Here is an 18440-nt window from a genome sequence, read left to right as displayed (position 1 = left end):
GGTATGCGCATACTTATTACGGGCTCTAATGGCCTGCTGGGGCAGAAACTAGTAGCCCTGCTCCGGCAGCAGCCCGGGGTTGAGCTCATAGCTACCTCGCGCGGCGCCAATAAGCTGGCCTCGCTCTATCCTGAGGTGCGGTTTGTGCCGCTGGACGTAACCAGCCAGGAGCAGGTGCAGCAGATCCTGACGCAAGAGCGCCCCACGCACCTGATTCACACCGCCGCCATGACCAACGTGGATGAGTGCGAGCTGAACCAGGAAGCCTGCTGGCAGCAAAACGTAACGGCGGTAGAATATCTGGTAGAAGCCTGCGCGCAGTTGGGAATCCACCTGCTGCATGTGAGTACCGACTTTATTTTCAGTGGGGAAGAAGGCCCCCTGAGCGAAGAAGCCGTGCCGGCGCCCGTCAATTTTTATGGGGAAAGCAAGCTGGCGGCGGAAAAGCTGGTGCAGGCCAGCCCCGGACCGTGGGCTATTCTGCGCACGGTGCTGGTGTATGGCACCGCCCACGACTACGGCCGCACCAACATCGTGCTTTGGGTGCGCGACTCGCTCCGGGCCGGCAAAACCATTCAGGTAGTAGATGATCAGTTTCGCACGCCCACACTGGCCGAGGATCTGGCCCAGGGCTGCTGGCTGGCCGCCCGGCAGAATGCCACCGGTATCTTTCACATCAGTAGCGAGGAAGTACTCACGCCCTACCAAATGGCCATCCGCGTGGCCGACTACTTTCAATTGGATAAGTTACTCATTCAGAAGGTAGATGCCAGTCTGTTTACGCAGCCGGCCCGCCGCCCGCCGCGCACGGGTTTCATCATTGCCAAGGCCCGGCAGGAGCTGGGCTACCGGCCCCACACTTTTGAGGAAGGTATTGCGCTGCTGGCCCGGCAAACAGCTTAAATTGAATTTTACCCGCTTGAAATAATGAGCGGCGGAAGCAGTGTAAAAACCCTGGATTTACCTCCTTCGTTCTTTATCATTTCTCGCGCTATTTCTCTATTGCTACTGATAGCTCACACCGATTGGTAGCTGGTTGATTGTTAACGTTATTATTCCTGTGTTGTGACTAACAAGCGCCCTAGTGGAGCCCTGAAGCGGGCTATCCGCCGGTATTTTGGCTTTTCCCGTGCGGAAACCAACGGGTTTCTCTTTCTACTGGCACTGATGGCCTTGTGGCTTGCGCTGCCTTATTTGCTGCAGCCCGCCCTGTCGGAGTATGATGCTACCGCCGACCAGCAGGAGCTAAACCAGGTAGCCGCCAAGCTGGCTGCTAATCGTGAACCCCGATTTCGGAAAACGTGGCCCCAGCGGCCCCGGTATGCCCGGCCTTCGGTAGCGCACGTGGCGCTGGTGCCCTTCAATCCCAATACGCTTACCGCCCCGGACTGGGAAGCCCGCGGCGTCCCGGGCTTTGTGGCCACCCGGTTGGTGCGCTACCGGGAGGCAGTGGGTGGCTTCAAAGCCAAGTCCCAGATTCAGAAAGCCTACGGGCTGGAGCCGGCCGTGTATGCGCGGCTGGCGCCCTATATCCAACTCCCGGACCAGGAACCGCCCCGCACTAAAACGGCATGGCCCAGCCGCCCTGATTATCCGGCGTGGAAAGACAAACCCGGCAGTGCTAATGGCGGTTTGCCAGCGGCCACCCGCTACGCCCGCAAACCCCGTAATCTGGCACCCTTCGATTTAAATGCGGCGGACACAACGCAGCTCCAGCAAATCAGGGGAGTGGGGCGGCGGCTGGCAGCACGGGTAGTGGCTTACCGGGAGCGGCTGGGTGGCTTTGTGCGGGAAGAGCAGCTGGCAGAGATATTTAACCTGGCCCCCGACCTGGTAGACAGCCTGCGCAAGTACACGTTTGTGAAGGAAGGCTATACGCCAGCTTCCTTAAACATCAATCAGGCGGACTTGGCGGCGCTGCGCGACCACCCCTACGTGGGTCTGCGGCTGGGCCGCGTGCTAATTGCCTACAGAGAGCAGCATGGCCCTTTCCGGCAAGCCGATGATTTGCGCCCCATCCGCGTTTTAGATGCGGCCACTCTGGAAAAGCTGCGGCCTTACCTGCGCTTTTAAGCAACCTCAGCGCTACGCTTCGGGCTGTTGGAGGAAGGCGTTCAGAGCGGCTTGGTTCTGCCGTGGCCCTTTGGTAGTCAGTGCTTCACCAGTTATTTGAAAGTAGGAGGGAGGATGCGGCCGGCCACTAGGGTAAAAACGGATTAGACGTTTTGCTGTGATAAATCGTGACAAAATTCAACTAACTGCGTATGGTTGGGCGAGGAGAGTCTGGCGCGAAGCTGGGCTCCTGCATGGTGAGACTAAAACCGCGTTTATGCTCTTCTTTTATCTGCGCGACCGGCTGGCTCCGCTTGCCTTTTTTCTGCACGCGTTGATGTGCGGCTGCAGCTCTGATACCGGCTATGGCAAGTTTGAGAAAGTAACGGCATCCTATGAAGTAAAAAAGGCGGGCCTGATGCACCGGGACGACGTGGTGGAAAGCTCCGGCCTGGCCCTGGTAAACGATAACGGCGACTTATGGACGCACGGCGACGGCGGCAATACCTCCATTCTTTATAAAGTAACCGCGCAGGGCGACCTGCTCCAGCGCCAGCGCATCCCCGATGCCAATAATATAGATTGGGAAGATCTGGCCCAGGACCGAAAGCGCGGCTATTTGTTTATTGGTGATTTCGGCAACAACGGCAACAAGCGCCGCGACCTGCGCATTTACCGCCTGCACCCCTCCGATTTCAAGAAGGTGGATACCATTTCCTTCCGCTACCCCGATCAGAAGCTGTTCCCTCCGAAAAAGCCAAACCGCAATTTCGACTGCGAAGCCTTTTTCTACCACAACGATTCCCTGTATCTGTTCACCAAAAACCGCGGCGAGGGCAAGTGGGTGAAAGAATACGTGCTGCCCGCCCGCCCCGGAAACTACGTGGCCACGCTGGCCGACAGCATCCGCATCAGCAGCTGGATTACCGCCGCCGATATCAGCCCCGATGGCCGACAGGTAGCGCTGCTTGGCTACGGCAACGTGTACCTGTTTGAGGGCGAGCCGGGACGCCGCCTCTTTCAGGGTAAAAAATATTGCCTGCCGGTGGAAAAAACCGGGCAGGCCGAAGGGCTGGTCTACCTCAGCAATCAGGATTTTGTCATCAGCAATGAGAAAGGCCGGCTTTTTCACGTGAAGCGCCGCCCTGATGTAGCCATGCCTTAGCTTAACCGCGGCCCTGCGTATAGCCTTATGGCCATCTCAGCTGTTAAGCTGCTAACCAAAACCTCTGTTCATCTCTAGCCAAGCACTATTATGTCGCACACCATTCTGGTTACCGGGGCTACCGGCACCGTGGGCTCCGAAGTTGTGAAGGCCCTGTCTAACTGTGGGGTTACCGTACGCGCCGGGGTGCACTCCCTCATTAAAGGCGACCGGCTGAAGACGCTTAATCCTGCCGTGCAGTTGGTGGAAATGGATTTTGCCGATCCGCAAACCTTGGTAGTAGCCCTTACCGGCGTAGACAAAGTAGTATTGATTACGCCGTTTGATGAGCATCAGGTGGAGGAAACCAAGCAGCTGGTAGATGCTGCCCGCCAGGCCGGCGTACGATACATTCTGCGTCTGTCTGTGCTGGGCGCCGAGCAGGAGCCGGGCATTTTGCTGGGGCGCTGGCACCGCGCTGCCGAGCAGTATATTGAGCAGAGCGGCTTGGCCTATACCCTGCTGCGCCCCAACAGCTTTATGCAGAACTTCCTGGTGTATTATGGCGACGCTATCCGGGAGGAAGGCCGTATCTATCTGCCACTGGGCGAGGGCAAAATCAGCTACGTAGATGTGCGCGATATTGCTTCCGTGGCCGCCACCATTCTCACCGCCCAGGATGAGCAGCAGCACTACGGCAAATCCTATACCCTTACCGGACCGCAGGCCCTGAGCGTAGCCGAGGCGGCCCAGGCCATTAGCCAGGCCACGGGCCGGCCCGTGCAGTATGTAGATGTACCGGAAGCAGCCGCCCGCCAGGGTATGCAGGAAGCGCAAATGCCCGCCTGGATGGTGGATGGCATGCTGGAGCTGCATAGCATTGGCAAGGCCGGCTACGCAGCGGCTGTTACCAGCACCGTGCAGGACCTCACGGGGCGGGCGCCGCACACATTTCAGCAGTTTGCGCAGGACTTTCACCCACAGTTCTCACCCGCATCATAATTTACATTGAAGGCCAACAAAAAGGCTCCTCACATAGTGTGAGGAGCCTTTTTTGCTGAACGGTAGCTACCGCTTAGCGGTCTTCATCATCGCGGCCGCGGTTGCGGCGCGGGGCCGAGCCATAGTCGCTGTCATCATCTTGCTGGCTGCGATACTGCGAGCGACGGTCGGAGCCGTAGTTGCGGCTCTGGCTGTAGCTGTCATAATCGCCGCGGGAAGGAGAGCCACCGCGCATGTCGCGGTTACCAGAGGAATACTCGTCATTATAAGAACCGCCCCGGGAGCCGAAGCCTTCGCGGGAGCTACCACCATAGTTGGAATTGCTGTAGCCACTGCGGGATTCGTACTGGTCGCTGGGCCGGTCGGAGTAGCCGCGGTAGTTGCGCTCGTTCCGGTCCCGGCTGCCGTACTCATTCCGGTTCTGGTGCTGCTGCTGGGAGTCCCACTCATTGTGGCGGTTGCCGCTGCCCTGCGAAGGACGATAGTCCTCGTTCTGGTTGCGGTACTGGTTGCCAAAGCTGCTACGGCCCTGGTCGTAGCCATGGTTCATGCCCTGGCTATTGCGGTCCTGGTCGCTCATCCAGTTGCTGCCGCGGTTCATGCTGCTGCTCATACCACTGTTCGTGGAAGAGCGGCCGTAGTCCTCGCTGTAGCCCCGGTCGCGACCCTGGCGCGAGCCATTGTCGTTCAGGTGGCTGCTGCTGCCGCCGCCCCAGCGCTGCTGGTCATCCTGCATGCGGCTGCCGCCATAGTTGCCTTGGCGGTTGTAGTCCTGCTGGTAGCCGCGTTCCTGATAGCCGTAGCTGTCGCGCTGGCCATAGCCGCCCTGCATGTTGCTCTGGTTCATGTTGCCTTGGTTCATATTCCCCTGGTGCATATTGCCTGGGTTCATGTTGCCGCGGCCGTCATAATCCTGGTAAGAGCTGGAGTGCTGGCTGTAGCCGCCGGCGGGCTGGTTGCTACCGTAGTAGCCACCACGGTTGTCGCCGTAGTTGCGGTCGTTCTCGCGGTACTGGTTGCCGTAGCCACCTTGCGTGTTGCCGTAACCATGGCTGCCAAACTCGCCCCGGCCGGCGCCGCTCTGCATATTCTCGTTCCGGTCACGGTCCTGGTAGCTGCCTTCCATGCTGTTGCCAAAGTTGCCACCGTAGTTGCCGCTGTTCTGCTGATTCTCCTGCTGGCCTCCCACCATATCCTGCGAGCCTTTAGACGAGCGCGAAGAAGTAGAGGAAGAGGAGGATTTTTTGGCAGTAGACGACCCGGTGCGCGAAGTACCAGAGGTGCTGGCCGAGCCCGTGGGCTTGCTACTACTGCTGGTACTACGCTTGGTATCCGTGGCTTTTGCCGAAGTGGTTTTGCCCGCCTGGCTACCGGTCTTTGATTTATCAGTACCGCCTGCACTCATAGCAGATGAACCCGAGGTTTTATTAGCGTTGCTACCAGACTGCATGCTTCCGCTGGTACTTCCCATACCACCGGGGGTGGAGCCGGTGCCCATAGAGGAAGAAGAGCCCATAGAAGAAGTACTGCCAGTACCAGAAGAAGTACCTGAACTCATGCTACTGCCCATGCCAGTACCACCGATACCAGTAGAGCTTTTCGCTGACGAGTCAGACGAAGGGGAATTGCCACTCTGATTTTTAGGGTCGTTGTTCATAAAGCTAGTTTTTAGGGTGGGAAAAAGAAATTATAATACTTTACCTATACGCTCCTAAAAAGCCCTAGTTCAATTATCACCACCTAAAAACTGTGTAACTTCTTGGGATAAAAGCTTGACTATATAGGAGTTTGTGGATAATATTGCTTGCAACAAGCACGAGCTAAACAGTATAATTCTCGCCAGACTTGAACTTAACTCATAATAAACAGTAGCTTTACCGCCTAATTTACCTACAACCAACGCCATTATGAAAACGGGCAAAGTCAAATTCTTTAATGAGTCCAAAGGGTTTGGATTCATCATTCAGGATGAGAATTCGCAGGAAATCTTTGTTCACCAGACCGGTCTGGTGCACGAAATCCGGGAAAACGACCGGGTTTCCTTTGATGTCATTGATGGCAAAAAAGGCCTGAACGCCGTGAAAGTAGAGCGCATCTAGCTCCTGATTTCTGATACGCCTATTGCCTGTTCCCGCCTCCTGTATTTCAGGGGGCGGGATTTTTTTTCCAGAGAATAAAAGGGCCATAAAATAAAAAGCCCCTCTTCTACTCAGAAGAGGGGCTTTTTGCGTGGCAACTGAAGCAGCCGGAAACCAGGACAAAGGTTATTCAGCGGTAGCCTTTTTTGCCACGCGCACCCCCACCGACATAATGCCCGGCAAGGCATCCTGGCGCATGTACTGCTCCAGCGTAATCTTATAAGTACCTGCCTGGTGAAACTGCTGCGCCGGCAGGGCCAGAAACGCATGATCGAAAATATCCCCGGCACCTTTGCCGCGCGGCTCACCGGTTTTAGGGTCCATCAGCAGCATCTGGTGCAGCAGCGTGGATAATACCTGCCCGTTGGGCGCCGTGAGCGTGTGCTTCATGTACAGATTATAATAGCCGTAGGAAGAAGCGTTGCGCACGTTGAAGTATACATCATACCGCTGCGTGGTATCAGTTATATTGAACTCAAACGTCGGCTTTTCCTGCACCACCCATACATAAGGCTGGCCGGCAGTATCCTTCAGATCAATATTTTTTTCGAATACCTGGTTGGGGTCGCAGGCACTCAGGCCCAGCAGCAGAAACCAGGCGGCCAGTAGGGCAGAGGGTTTTATATTCATACAGCAGATGGTGGTGTTGCATCCTGACCACCGCCATTGCGGCGGCCCCCGCCGCGCCGGCCCCCGCGACCCTGGCGCTCAGAGCGGTTTTCAGATCCGCCGCCGGTGGGCGGTGTACCACCCTCGGGGCGCGCCGGGCGGCTTTCCCCGGCCTCGCCCGAGGGGCGTGGTGGGCGGTGCCGGCGGTTGGCCGGCTTAGCGGCCGCCCCCCGGGGGCGACCATCACTGCGGGAAGATGCGGCCGCAGCGGTGCCCGTAGCATCCGGCGCCTGCTCTGGGCGTTCCGTGCGCTCTGGGCGGGCAGGCCGCTCCTGGCGTTCGGGGCGCTCTGAACGCTCTGAGCGTTCCGGACGGCCGGCATGGGTGTTAGTGTCCGAAGAAGCTTCCGGCTTTTTCTTTTTACGCTTGGTGCGCTTGCCGGCTTTTATCTTGTCGTCGAGGCGGTCGAGGTTGCCTTCCACAATGGCCGATACTTCGGGCTGGCGCTCTTCTTCTGTCACCGGGGGCAGCAGGGACTCAGGCTTTTCGCCGCGCTTATTCATGTCCTGAATTTCGCGCACCCGCTCCGTGGGCAGCATTACCCAGTTATTATCGCCCCGGAAAGCAAACCACATCTTCTTTTTAAAGATATCGGTCTTCTGCAGGAAGGCGTCGCCTTTTTCCGTTTGCAGGGCGCGCTGCACCTGCGGAATATCCTTCAGGGCCTGCAGGTAGGTATCCAGCTCATAATTAAGGCAGCACTTGAGGCGGCCGCACTGCCCGGAAAGCTTGGCCGGGTTCAAACTCAGATTCTGGTAGCGGGCGGCCGTGGTGCTCACGCTTTTAAACTCCGTGAGCCAGGTAGAGCAGCATAGCTCGCGCCCGCAGGAGCCAATACCGCCCAAGCGGCCGGCCTCATGGCGCAGCGAAATCTGCCGCATTTCTACCCGCACCCGAAACTCTTCGGCCAGGCGCTTAATCAGGTCCCGGAAATCCACCCGGTCTTCAGCAGAATAAAAGAAGGTAGCGCGCGAGCGGTCGGCCTGGTACTCTACATCGGAGAGCTTCATTTTCAGACGCAGCTCATCAACCACGGAGCGGGCCCGGAACATAGTGCCGGTTTCCAGGTCGCGCACGGCTTCCCAGCGCTCCACGTCCTGCGGCGTAGCCACCCGCAGGATGGGGCGGATGTCCTTGGAGTCAAGCGGGACTTTCTTTTTGCGCATTTGCAGGCGCACTAGCTCTCCCTTTAAGGAAACGTGGCCCAGGTGCCAGCCATTGCCGGCGGCTTCTACTACTACGGCGTCGCCGGTAACCAGGGGCAGGTGCTCGGCATTGCGGAAAAACTCTTTTCGGCCGCCTTTAAATCGTATTTCTACTATGTCGAAACCCTTAAAGTCGGCGGGCAGGTCCAGGTCCTGCAGCCAGTCGAAGACGTTGAGGCGGTTACAGCCGCCGGAGCTGCAGCTCCCTTTGGAGCCGCAGCCGGCAGCAGTGGTGGAGCAACCCCCACCGGAAGAACAAGATGAACAAGCCACGGCTTGAGAATATATATAGTGAGGCGGCCGGAAGCCGCACGAAATCGGTTTCAACAAAGATAAGCATTTCGGAAAGGGTGGCTTGCCTGCCGAAATCAGCCGCCGAAACCCGTAGCTCCCGCTTTTACAGAGTGAGACGGGCTAGCAGGAACCCCGGGGTACTTTGCATTAAGGAATACCAAGTTTACAATATTATAAACAAAATTTTGTCATTATGTCAAAAATGAATGGGATTAATTTTGTTCTAGTATATCAAAATCCTACATTTTGAAACTCTTTTACATTTTCACCTTCACCCCAACTATTTTGATGAAGTTTTCTTTCCTCTCCGCTAAAGTGGGCGCTCTGGCGCTGGCTACCGTTGTTTTTGCTTCGTGCTCTGAGAAGACCGAAGTAGCGAAAGACCAGGTTTCGCCTGAGGCTATTTCCAAAATTCAGGCCCTGGGCTTCAGCACGCAGAACATCCAGCGTGATGGTGATGCTTACGTAGTAGAAGGTGACATCCGTCTTTCGGACCGCGACCTGGCTGGTGCTTACAGCAACGGCAAGCTCCTGCGCGTAGGTGAGGCTGAGCAGTATCGCACCACTGAGCTGGTGGCTGGTCCTCGCAACATCACTCTCTCTTTGTCGAACAAAATGCCTTCTTCGTACGCCGCCGTTCTGGACGAAGTAGCACGTCGCTATAATGCGCAGGGCATCAGCCTGACCTTCTCGCGGGTAGCTTCCAATGGTAACATTGTGCTGAATACAGCTAACGGCAGCTACCTGGCTTCGGCTGGTTTCCCCACCGGGGGCAATCCGTATAACTCGGTGAAAGTAAATACCCGCGCTATCGGCACGGTTTCCACCACCGCGCAAATCAACTACGCGGCAACCATCATTGCTCACGAAGTGGGTCACTGCATCGGCTTCCGTCACACGGACTATATGGACCGAAGCTACAGCTGCGGCGGTTCTTACTCGAACGAAGGTGCCAGCACCGTGGGCGCTATCCTGATTCCCGGCACGCCTTCGGCTGCTGACCCCAACTCCTGGATGCTAGCCTGCATTGGCAGCGGCCAGAACCGTTACTTCAATGCCAACGACGTAACTGCTCTTAACTACCTCTACTAAGCCGCCGTTTGGCTGCGTAAGCAGAGTTAGTAGAAGATACCCTGGCCAATTTGGTCAGGGTATTTTTTTGTGCCTCTTGCTAGAGGACAACATTTGAAAGCAGTTGGACAAAAACTAATACTTTGTATTTTAGCCAAATAATGCAAATTAATTTTGATTTTATTTAATATTATAATAAATAGATAAGAATATCACTCATTCCCATCACCCCAATCCACGCTAATCATTATGAAAACAACTGCCTTCTCTTCCACTCTCGGCGTGCTGGCTTTGGCCGCACTGCTGCTCACCTCCTGCTCTGAAAAGACCGAGGTAGCCAAAGACCAGGTTTCGCCCGAAGCACTGGCCAAAATTCAAGCCCTGGGCTTTAGCACGCACAATGTGCAGCGCGATGGGGATACCTACATTGTAGAAGGCGACATTCGCCTGACGGACCGCGACCTGGCCGGAGCTTATAGCAATGGTAAGCTGCTGCGCGTAGGGGAGGCAGAACAGTATCGCACTACTAACCTGGTGTCAGGGACTCGCACGATTAAAATCTCACTGTCGTCAAGAATGCCGGCTTCCTATTCAGCAGTGATAGATGAAGTGGTGAAGCGTTACAATGCGCAGGGCTTGAGACTGACCTTTGCGAAGGCCGGCTCTAATGGTGACATTGTGCTGAACACGGCTAACGGCAGCTACCTGGCTTCGGCTGGTTTCCCCACCGGGGGCAATCCGTATAACTCGGTGAAAGTGAATACCCGCGCTATCGGCACGGTTTCCACCACCGCGCAAATCAACTATGCGGCGACTATCATTGCCCACGAGGTAGGCCACTGCATCGGCTTCCGCCATACCGATTACATGGACCGAAGCTACAGCTGCGGCGGGGCTTATTCCAATGAAGGCGCCAGTTCCGTAGGTGCTGTCCTGATTCCCGGTACGCCTAGTGGCCCTGATTCCGGCTCCTGGATGCTGGCCTGCATTGGCAGCGGCCAGAACCGTTACTTCAATAAGAATGACATAACGGCCCTTGGCTACCTCTACTAAGCTATAAAAAGTGTTATTTATTAACCATAAAACGCCCCGATCGTCAGGTCGGGGCGTTTTATGGTTAATAAATGGTTAGATGCCGCGTCCACTGCCGGCCGTTCTCGGCTTGCACGCGCAGTACATAATGGCCAGGCTTTAAATTCCGGGTGTTGAGCTCGTTGATAACTCCGTCTGCGGTGTTTTCCTGCTGGAGCTTGCCAATACCATCATAAAGCCACCAATGCAGAGGGGCGGCATCGGGGGTAGCTATTTGTAGCACCTGGCCTGCTTGTACCGGGTTGGGGAAAACGGCCAGGTCCTTGCTGGCCAGCGAGAATACCCGTTCCGGGCGGCTGTCAATAGCCTGGCCGGTGGTGGTGAGCAGCCGCACCCGGTACAAAGTGCTGCCGAGCATGGGAGAGGCATCGGTGAAGTGCAGCTGGGTCTGGGTAACCGGCGAAATGGTTTGCAGCGCTACATAGCGGCCGGAGGCGTCCTGCCGCTCCAGTGTGGCTGATATTAGCTGGTAGGTGCTGGCCAGCAACACCTCAAAATCGATGGGCTGCGACGTAACCAGCTGGCTTGGCAGAAACGATATGAAGTAGCAGCTGGTGCCCTGCTGGTAGTTGAGCAGCTGACTGTGTAAGCCCGGTTTTCCCTGTACCAATGGCGCTACGGCATAGTAGGGGCCGGGGCTGTCGGCATCAGAAACCAGGAGCGTCGTATCGGAAATAACCCGCAATGGCTGGAGGTAGGCGCCCCGCAGCGTATACAGCTGGTAGTCGGTTACGCCCGGCAGTGCCGGCCAGGCCAGCAGCGCATCCGGGGGGCAATAATACACGGTGCGGGCCTTCACCTCCGGGCTTATCATAAACTGCTCCGTAGTCAGATTGAGGCTGCCCGCCTGCAGCCGCAGATAAACCTGCGCGGCGGTATCGGGTGGGGCCCAGGCGTAGCTTTGCTGCTGCAGATTGATGTCGGTGGCCACCGTATTCCAGGTGGTAGCGCCTTCGTAGCGGTATTGTAGCATGGCGGGCGTGGCGGCCCCAAGCCATTGCCAGCGTACATAAGCAGGCTGGCCAGCTTCCACCTGACTGCCCTGCACGGGCCAGCTCCACTGGAATGCCGGCTCCAGTTCATAGGCCACGTAAAATGGCTGCGGCCCAGCCGTTACGGCATAGCCGCGCACCAGCACCTGGTACTGCCCGGCGGGAGGAGCGGCCAGGGTAATCTGTTCGGCGTTATTCAGGTGGTCGGAAGTGCGGCGGGCGGCTTTGTTAAGGGAATCAAGGCGGGGGGCGGAGCTGAGCACCCAGGGCTTCCATTTGCGGCCGGTGGAGGTTTCCACGAGCTCCAGGTCCAGGTCGTTGATCAGAGCCTGGGGGGCGTTGGCCGCCGCGGCGGGGTCCAGCCAGGTCAGGGTGCACTTGAGCCGGGCATTGCCGGCCGGAACGTTAAGCGTGAACGTACTGGTGGCGGCCTGGCTGGCCGTGCCGCTGAACAGGCGTTTCTGCTGCACGGTTTGCACGGCCCCCGGGCGTCCAGCTGTCCGTAGCCGGTCCGGAAATCGGGCCCGGCAGCATCTATATCATCCGCAGAGTTTAAAAGCACGGCTTTTACCAGCGCCGAGGAAGGCAGCTCGCCCGCATATTGCTCGCGGTAGGCCTGCTGCACCAGCAGGGCCGCCCCCGATACCAGGGCGGCGGCATCGGAGGTGCCCCCGGCGCCGTAGGCCACCAGCTCCGGCTTCAGGCGGCCATCGTAGGCCGGGCCGCGGGAGCTGCGCGGCGTCAGCTCACTGATGCCGTTGGTGGCCCCCACGCTCAGGGTGTTCTTCGACTGCTTAAACTGGCCGGTCAGGTTGGCTACGCCGGTCAGGCCGGCATAGGGGCCATCGGTGGGTGTTTGGTCGCCGCTATTGCCGGAGGAGAAAACATGCAGAAGTGTGGGGGCCTGCGCCGCTTGCTCATCATAAGCTTTAGACTCCAAGCCATAGTAGTTTTCCACCCCCACGCCGTAGGAATGGTTTTGCACCGATACCTCATCGGCCTGCAGGCCGGCCAGGTCGTCGGGGAGCAGGTTGGCGAAATCAGAAGAGGTAAGCCGGGCGGCCCGCGCCGCGCCGCGCCCCTGTGGCCCGGTATTGCCGGCGCCGGCTATGAGCGTAGCCATTTCCGTGGCGTGGCGCGAGACAAAGTGCCCAATCAGGGAAAAAGGCAGAGAGCGGCCCCGAATGTCAAGGTCTGTAGTATCAAAGGCCTCTTCCTTGATAGAAGCGGTGAGGCCGGCACCGGTTAGTTCCGGAAACTGGTACCAGACTGCGGCCAGGGTGTTTAGAGTGAGGTCGGAGGAGGGAATGAGGCGCTCCGCATGGGCGCGGCGGTTGGGTACATCCACAAAATCTACCCAGGGGCTGGCGGCCAGCTCAGTTAGCTGATCCGCCTTCAAGTTTGAAATTTGATACAGGTGCCCGGTAGGTCCTAAATTCTTGAGTTTGGCCTGGGGCAGATGCTCCCGGAGCCAGCTGCGAAATTGCTGCGGCTCCCGCACGCTTACCCGCCACTGCTGGTACTTAGCGGGTGTAGGTGTGCGCAGGCCAGGTGCGAGTTTCTGCTGGGCCTGCCGCTCTTGCTGCGGGTTTGCCGATGTGCTTTGCGCCTGACTTGTTCCACTCCAGAGTAGCACCAAAAACCAACATGATACAGCGGAGCGGCAGAAAGATGGGCGCATGAACAGGGAACGTTAACGGGCAAAAAACAGCAGACATTCAGGCCAGAGCACGAATCTCAAATGTAGCCAAATGCCGGCTCTTGCGTGGAAGGGCGAGCGGGACAGGAAAACAGCTTGCCATACGAGCAAAAAGCAAGACCTGCCGAAGCCGGCAGGTCTTGCTTTAAAAGTAAATGAGACAAAAGCAGGGTTAGGGTTTGAGCACCACCTTCACGCAGTTGTCTTTTTTGTTGCGGAAGATGTCGTAGCCGTGGGCGGCCTGGGTAAGGGCAGGCGGTGGGTGATGATATCATCCAGCTTCACGCGGCCATCTATCACATACTGCAGCAGCTTATCAATGTGCTTGTGCACGGGAGCCTGGCCGCCCCGCAGCACAATGCCTTTATCAAAGAACTGACCCACGGGGAAGTTGTCGTAGTAGGCCGGATACACGCCCAGCACGGATACAATACCGCCGCGGCGCACGGCACTCATGCAGGTTTCCATCACCTTCACGGAGCCTTTTTCAAAGTTGACCACGGCCTTGGCCCGGTCCAGCAGGTCACGGTCGGGCTCAAAGCCCACGGCATCCACGCACACATCGGCGCCGCGGCCTTCACTCATATTGCGAATCTCTTCCAGCACCTGTTTCTGCGACTCCCACAGAATGGTTTCGCAGTTCGCGGTTTGCCGGGCTTTGTCCAGGCGGTACTTCTGCGTGTCTACAATAACCACGCGGGCCGCACCCCGCAGCCACGCCGATTTAGCCGCCATAATACCCACCGGGCCCGAACCGAAAATGGCCACAAACTCGCCGCCTTTCACTTCGCCCCAGTCAATGCTGGAATAGCCGGTGGGGAAGATATCCGTCAGGAACAGGGCCTGCTCATCGGTGAGGGAATCGGGAATAATGCGCGGGCCAAAATCAGCGTAAGGCACGCGCACATACTCGGCCTGGCCGCCATTGTAGCCCCCGTACAAATCGGTATAGCCAAACATGCCGCCCCCTTTCTGGGTGAGCACGCCGCCTTCCGGGCCATAATGCTCGGGGTTGGAGTTTTCGCAGTGGCCGGGCAGCTGGTGGTTGCAGAAAAAGCAGGTGCCGCAGGCTACCGGAAAGGGCACTACCACCCGGTCGCCGCGCTTGAGGTTGGTTACGCCTTTGCCTACTTCCTCAACAATGCCCATAAACTCGTGCCCCAGCACCATGGGCACCGGTTGCGGGAGCCCACCGTTATACAGGTGCAGGTCGGAGCCGCAAATGGCGGTACTGGTTACGCGGATGATGGCGTCGCGTGATTCTTCGATCTGGGGGTCGGGTACGTTATCGACGCGGACGTCTTTCATCCCATGGAACACGAGTGCTTTCATACGAATAGTGATGAGGTAGAGAAATAGGACAACCGCTTACCCGAGCTGAGCAGGTATTTTCAGAAGCGGATATTGGATAACGGGCTATTGTTGAGATGGTTTGCGGGCTTCAAGCTGATAATGGCAGGTAAGTATTTGATAGAGAGTAAATTGAAAAGGCATGGACAAAATTTTGTCCATGCCTTTTGCTGATGTGATGCGGAAAGAGAAACCTACCCTAAAGTCGATACACCTGCACACTGTTGGGCAGCAGCAGGTAAATATATTGCTCGCCAAACAGCACTTGCGTAGTGGCTTTGGCCAAAGCAGCAGGCAGGGGTACCACTCGCTCGGTAAGGGTGTAAAGCTGGAAGAAATGCAATGCCCCGTTGGCTACATAATACAGCTCGTCGCCGCGGAACCCTATGTAGCTCAGGCCGGGGAAAGGCAGCTTTTTGCGGTAGGTACCCAGGTTGTCGAACACGTAGATGCCGCTGGTATAATCTATCAGATAGAGGTTGTTTTGATAGTGGCGCATAAACCGGAAATCGGGCTTGGTGCGGCCCAGCAGCACATCCAGCGGGGTAGCGGCTACTAGGCGCTGGGGTGTGGGGTCAAACTGACGCAGGGTCAGGTCACTCTCATTCAGCAGCCAGATTTTATTGTCGGGTGCCAGCGTGACGGTGCGGATCTGGCCGTCAAGGAACTCGGGGAGATGCACCTGCGTGATGGGGGCCAGGAAACGGTCGAGGAGCAGAATCTGCTGCTGGTCGTCGTAGAAAGCCAGAATCTTGGTCAGGTTCCAGGCCTCCAGTTGGGCAATGTGGCCGGGCAGCGGGGCCGAGTAGGTATTGAGTGGCTGCCCATCGGCCGCATACTGATGAATGTTGTTCTGCGCATCGGCTACGTAGAGCGTGCCGCGCCGGTCCAGAGAAGCATGAGCGGGCGCGGCCAACGGAATGGTGCGCACCAGCGTCCAGCCCAGACTATCGGGGGTGTTTGGGCCGGGCTTGCTGACTACCGGGGCCGTTTTGGAGGGTGGCGAAACGGAGGCAGCCGCCGGCACACCGGTTTGGGCCTCACTGGCCTGGAAAAGCAGGCAAGTAAAGCACAGCAACAGCAGCCAGGTTTTGCCGGCCGTGTGCCGCAGACTATGCCTGCTCAAAATGCTGCAGCGCCAGTTCAGTGCCATCATATACCGCGTAGGAGCAATAATTGACCCATTCGCCCAGGTTCACGTAGCGGCTCTGGGGCGTAACGGGTACATCCAGCGGCAGGTGCCGGTGCCCAAATACGTAATAATCGTGGTGGAAACGCTGCTCCAGCTCCCGGCAGTACACCAACAGCCATTCTTCGTCGCCGAAATACTTCTCATCGGCGGCCGCGTTTTGCAGGCGACTGTGGCGGCTCCAGCGGTTGGCCAGCCCAATACCAAAGTTAGGGTGCAGCCGCGCAAACAGCCACTGCGCCACCGGCGAGGAAAACACCCGCTTCAGCACTTTGTAGGTATGGTCTTTCGGTCCTAGTCCATCACCGTGCCCAATATGAAACTCCTGCCCGCCAATGCGCTGGCTAACGGGGTGGCGCAGAATGGGAATATTGAGCTCCTTGGTGAAGTAGTCGAACATCCACATATCGTGGTTGCCGGTGAAGAACGTAACGGGCAGGCCGGCGTCCGTCAGCTCGGCCAGTTTGCCCTGCAGCCGGATAAAGCCGCGCGGAATGGCGTGCTTGTACTCAAACCAGAAGTCGAAAATATCGCCCAGCAGGTAAATGGCGGCGGCATCCTGGGCAGCCATATCCAGCCAGCGCACAATGCGCCGTTCCCGCTCCAGGGAGCGGGCGGCATCGGGGGCACCCAGGTGAAAATCGGAAGCAAAGTACACCTTGCGGCCGGGCGGCAGCGCCAGGTCAGGCAGTCGGTTCGGGGGCGTCATCCAGTAAAAACAGGGCAATGGCGCGGGGGCCGTGCGCCCCGAGAACCAAGGTTTTTTCAATATCGGCCGTGCGGCTGGGGCCGGTGGTCAGGGAAAACATAGAAGGCAGCTTATCGGCGCCGTAGCGGGCGCGCATCCCCTGCAGGGCATCGCCAATATCAGTTACTACCTGCGAGGTGCGGGCAAAAACCAGGTGCTGCTCGGGGTAAATGCTCAGGCGCCGGCCGCTGCTGGTAGCGCCGCTCACCAGCACGCTGCCGGTGCGGGCCACCAGGGCTTCGCAGGTGGTAAGGGCAGCATCGGCTTTCTGCAGGAAGTCGGCTTCGTCGCCGTTGAACACCAGGCCACCGGCGTGGAGCAGTTTTTTCAGCTCCGGCTCCCACACGTACAAATTCTCCAGGCCCTTCTCCTTTTTATAGAGAAACAGCTGGTCATAGAAATGCTCCACGGACTCGCAGTAATAAAACGCGCCGCCCACCCGCCGGAAGCTTTGGGCAAAGGCCACAGCCAGGTCTTCGTCGGTAGTGGGGTGCAGGGGCGCCGTGAAGTCGGGCGCAGCCGGCAGGGGAGCCGGCTTGGCCAAGGACTCGCGGATGCGGCGCAGCATAATGTCGCGGGAGGTCTGAGACATAGCGCAAAGGTAACAGAGTAGGGCCATGCACCACCGCGTTGGGAAAGTGGTAAGCACGGGTGGTTATTTTATAGATTGATAGTTAGGAATTTATCGTCCATCGTCAATTTGCTAACGTAGAATATCGAAAGCAAGAACTGCTTGGTATTCCACTTAGCACCATGCCCTTTCCAGCAACCTTCGGGCGGCGGGGCCGCCTTTCTTCTGGCACCGGTTGGCTGAACTATGCCCTGGGCTTTGTGCTTTTGCTGCTGTTTTCTTTTGCGCCGGTGCCCCCGGGGGCGGCCAAAAAGAAGCTCAAAACCCGCAACGTTATTATTGTAGTCATTGATGGCCCCCGGTACTCAGAAACCTGGGACAGCACCAGCATGATTCCGAATATGGCTACGCGCCTGAAGCCCAGGGGCGTATTCCTGCCTAACTTTTATAATAACGCCTTTACCTACACCAACTCCGGGCACGTGGCCATCACCACGGGCATTAACCAGCCCATTGATAACTATGGGGAGGAGTTGCCGCAGCAGCCCTCTATCTTTCAATACTGGCGCAAAGCCACCGGCAAACCTGCTACGGCGGCCTGGCTTATCACCAGCAAAGACAAGCTGCATATTCTGGGCAATACCCTGAACCCGGAGTGGAAAGACCAGTTTATGCCTTCTATGGATTGCGGCGTGAGCGGCCCCGGCAGCGGCTACCGCTCCGATTCCCTGACCCTGGTAGCCGTAAAGCACATTCTGACGGAGTACAAGCCCAATCTGGTGCTCATCAATTTTATGGAGCCCGATGGCTACGCCCACGCCGGCAACTGGGCCTATTACCTGCGCGGGATTTCACGAGACGATTTGTACGTAATGCAACTCTATGATTTCCTGCGCAAAACCAAGGCCTACCGAAACAACACCACCCTGCTCATTACCAGTGACCATGGCCGCCACCTCAACGGCATCAGCACGGGTTTTGTAGACCATGGCGACAACTGCGAAGGCTGCCGCCACATTAGTCTGCTGGGTCTTGGCCCCGATTTCCGGGTGGGCCAGACTGTAACGGAGCAGCATACCTTGGTAGACATCCCCGCTACCGTGGCTTATTTGTTGGGCTTTCCCATGGCGCAAGGCGAGGGCAAAGTCATGCAGAGCATGTTCAAGCGCCAAGCGCTTTAGCCTCGCGCCCTGAGAAGGCGGAGCAGATTTTTGCCGCCCTGCG

Annotated in this window: 16 protein-coding genes and 1 pseudogene; 8 read left to right on the top strand and 9 right to left on the bottom strand. The window is 57.5% G+C overall.

Annotation, left to right across the window (positions count from 1 at the left end; genetic code table 11):
* The first annotated feature begins 3 nt into the window (after window positions 1-3).
* The 4 genes from PK28_RS14865 (at window position 4) to PK28_RS14850 (ending at window position 4198) form a co-directional block, all read left to right on the top strand.
* Window positions 4-903 carry an SDR family oxidoreductase gene (locus tag PK28_RS14865; RefSeq protein WP_044515160.1) on the top strand — a complete coding sequence of 300 codons (900 nt, stop codon included), beginning with the start codon at window positions 4-6 and terminating at the stop codon, window positions 901-903.
* 162 nt (window positions 904-1065) lie between these two features.
* Window positions 1066-2073 (top strand): ComEA family DNA-binding protein, encoded by a 1008-nt coding sequence (locus PK28_RS14860; RefSeq protein WP_048826113.1) that lies wholly within the window; start codon window positions 1066-1068, stop codon window positions 2071-2073.
* A gap of 256 nt (window positions 2074-2329) precedes the next feature.
* Window positions 2330-3217 (top strand): hypothetical protein, encoded by an 888-nt coding sequence (locus PK28_RS14855; RefSeq protein ID WP_048826111.1) that lies wholly within the window; start codon window positions 2330-2332, stop codon window positions 3215-3217.
* A gap of 90 nt (window positions 3218-3307) precedes the next feature.
* On the top strand, window positions 3308-4198 hold the full coding sequence (locus PK28_RS14850) for an SDR family oxidoreductase (protein ID WP_044515158.1): 891 nt from the start codon (window positions 3308-3310) through the stop codon (window positions 4196-4198).
* 73 nt (window positions 4199-4271) lie between these two features.
* Here PK28_RS14850 and PK28_RS14845 read toward each other — a convergent pair whose 3' ends face one another.
* Window positions 4272-5714, bottom strand: a complete 1443-nt coding sequence (locus PK28_RS14845; RefSeq protein WP_156126420.1) for a hypothetical protein — start codon at window positions 5712-5714, stop codon at window positions 4272-4274.
* Between the two features lie 391 nt (window positions 5715-6105).
* Between PK28_RS14845 and PK28_RS14840 the strand changes: the two genes are divergently transcribed.
* On the top strand, window positions 6106-6297 hold the full coding sequence (locus PK28_RS14840) for a cold-shock protein (RefSeq protein ID WP_044515154.1): 192 nt from the start codon (window positions 6106-6108) through the stop codon (window positions 6295-6297).
* Window positions 6298-6462: 165 nt separating this feature from the next.
* Here PK28_RS14840 and PK28_RS14835 read toward each other — a convergent pair whose 3' ends face one another.
* Window positions 6463-6966 (bottom strand): gliding motility lipoprotein GldH, encoded by a 504-nt coding sequence (locus PK28_RS14835; protein WP_044515152.1) that lies wholly within the window; start codon window positions 6964-6966, stop codon window positions 6463-6465.
* Window positions 6963-8483: a PSP1 domain-containing protein gene (locus PK28_RS14830; protein WP_044515150.1), complete on the bottom strand. Its 1521-nt coding sequence runs from the start codon at window positions 8481-8483 to the stop codon at window positions 6963-6965. Before PK28_RS14830 ends, PK28_RS14835 begins: the two co-directional genes overlap by 4 nt.
* Window positions 8484-8792: 309 nt before the next feature.
* Here PK28_RS14830 and PK28_RS14825 point away from each other — a divergent pair, with 309 nt between their 5' ends.
* Both PK28_RS14825 and PK28_RS14820 read left to right on the top strand, forming a co-directional pair.
* The gene (locus PK28_RS14825; protein ID WP_044517292.1) at window positions 8793-9596 is read left to right on the top strand and encodes a M57 family metalloprotease; all 804 of its coding nucleotides are present in this window, start codon (window positions 8793-8795) and stop codon (window positions 9594-9596) included.
* Between the two features lie 228 nt (window positions 9597-9824).
* Window positions 9825-10628: a M57 family metalloprotease gene (locus tag PK28_RS14820; protein ID WP_044515148.1), complete on the top strand. Its 804-nt coding sequence runs from the start codon at window positions 9825-9827 to the stop codon at window positions 10626-10628.
* 64 nt (window positions 10629-10692) lie between these two features.
* Here the strand turns inward: PK28_RS14820 and PK28_RS14815 are convergent, their stop codons facing one another.
* From PK28_RS14815 to PK28_RS14790, 6 genes and pseudogenes are all read right to left on the bottom strand, one after another.
* Window positions 10693-12129 (bottom strand): T9SS type A sorting domain-containing protein, encoded by a 1437-nt coding sequence (locus PK28_RS14815; RefSeq protein ID WP_156126419.1) that lies wholly within the window; start codon window positions 12127-12129, stop codon window positions 10693-10695.
* Window positions 12027-13340 carry a S8 family serine peptidase gene (locus PK28_RS14810; RefSeq protein ID WP_082017142.1) on the bottom strand — a complete coding sequence of 438 codons (1314 nt, stop codon included), beginning with the start codon at window positions 13338-13340 and terminating at the stop codon, window positions 12027-12029. The genes PK28_RS14815 and PK28_RS14810 overlap by 103 nt, the downstream gene beginning before the upstream one ends.
* Before the next feature lie 190 nt (window positions 13341-13530).
* Window positions 13531-14690: pseudogene (locus PK28_RS14805) on the bottom strand (zinc-dependent alcohol dehydrogenase).
* A gap of 217 nt (window positions 14691-14907) precedes the next feature.
* Entirely contained in the window at window positions 14908-15864 is a 957-nt protein-coding gene (locus PK28_RS14800) for a hypothetical protein (protein ID WP_156126418.1), read from the bottom strand.
* Window positions 15821-16606: a UDP-2,3-diacylglucosamine diphosphatase gene (locus PK28_RS14795; protein WP_044515142.1), complete on the bottom strand. Its 786-nt coding sequence runs from the start codon at window positions 16604-16606 to the stop codon at window positions 15821-15823. Before PK28_RS14795 ends, PK28_RS14800 begins: the two co-directional genes overlap by 44 nt.
* Window positions 16581-17237: a LutC/YkgG family protein gene (locus PK28_RS14790; protein ID WP_044515139.1), complete on the bottom strand. Its 657-nt coding sequence runs from the start codon at window positions 17235-17237 to the stop codon at window positions 16581-16583. Before PK28_RS14790 ends, PK28_RS14795 begins: the two co-directional genes overlap by 26 nt.
* Window positions 17238-17398: 161 nt before the next feature.
* Between PK28_RS14790 and PK28_RS14785 the strand changes: the two genes are divergently transcribed.
* Complete coding sequence (locus tag PK28_RS14785; RefSeq protein WP_052430573.1) at window positions 17399-18397, top strand: alkaline phosphatase family protein; 999 nt, start codon at window positions 17399-17401, stop codon at window positions 18395-18397.
* Window positions 18398-18440: the final 43 nt, after the last annotated feature.

This window comes from Hymenobacter sp. DG25B, assembly GCF_000801315.1.
Classification (GTDB): domain Bacteria; phylum Bacteroidota; class Bacteroidia; order Cytophagales; family Hymenobacteraceae; genus Hymenobacter.
This window is presented reverse-complemented; position numbering and strand designations above follow the sequence as displayed.

Coding starts and splice junctions, on each gene's coding strand:
- PK28_RS14865 (WP_044515160.1), top strand. CDS start 4: ATGCGCATACTTATTACGGGCTCTAATGGCCTGCTGGGGCAGAAACTA.
- PK28_RS14855 (WP_048826111.1), top strand. CDS start 2,330: ATGCTCTTCTTTTATCTGCGCGACCGGCTGGCTCCGCTTGCCTTTTTT.
- PK28_RS14850 (WP_044515158.1), top strand. CDS start 3,308: ATGTCGCACACCATTCTGGTTACCGGGGCTACCGGCACCGTGGGCTCC.
- PK28_RS14845 (WP_156126420.1), bottom strand. CDS start 5,714: ATGGGCTCTTCTTCCTCTATGGGCACCGGCTCCACCCCCGGTGGTATG.
- PK28_RS14840 (WP_044515154.1), top strand. CDS start 6,106: ATGAAAACGGGCAAAGTCAAATTCTTTAATGAGTCCAAAGGGTTTGGA.
- PK28_RS14835 (WP_044515152.1), bottom strand. CDS start 6,966: ATGAATATAAAACCCTCTGCCCTACTGGCCGCCTGGTTTCTGCTGCTG.
- PK28_RS14825 (WP_044517292.1), top strand. CDS start 8,793: ATGAAGTTTTCTTTCCTCTCCGCTAAAGTGGGCGCTCTGGCGCTGGCT.
- PK28_RS14820 (WP_044515148.1), top strand. CDS start 9,825: ATGAAAACAACTGCCTTCTCTTCCACTCTCGGCGTGCTGGCTTTGGCC.
- PK28_RS14810 (WP_082017142.1), bottom strand. CDS start 13,340: ATGCGCCCATCTTTCTGCCGCTCCGCTGTATCATGTTGGTTTTTGGTG.
- PK28_RS14800 (WP_156126418.1), bottom strand. CDS start 15,864: ATGATGGCACTGAACTGGCGCTGCAGCATTTTGAGCAGGCATAGTCTG.
- PK28_RS14795 (WP_044515142.1), bottom strand. CDS start 16,606: ATGACGCCCCCGAACCGACTGCCTGACCTGGCGCTGCCGCCCGGCCGC.
- PK28_RS14790 (WP_044515139.1), bottom strand. CDS start 17,237: ATGTCTCAGACCTCCCGCGACATTATGCTGCGCCGCATCCGCGAGTCC.
- PK28_RS14785 (WP_052430573.1), top strand. CDS start 17,399: ATGCCCTTTCCAGCAACCTTCGGGCGGCGGGGCCGCCTTTCTTCTGGC.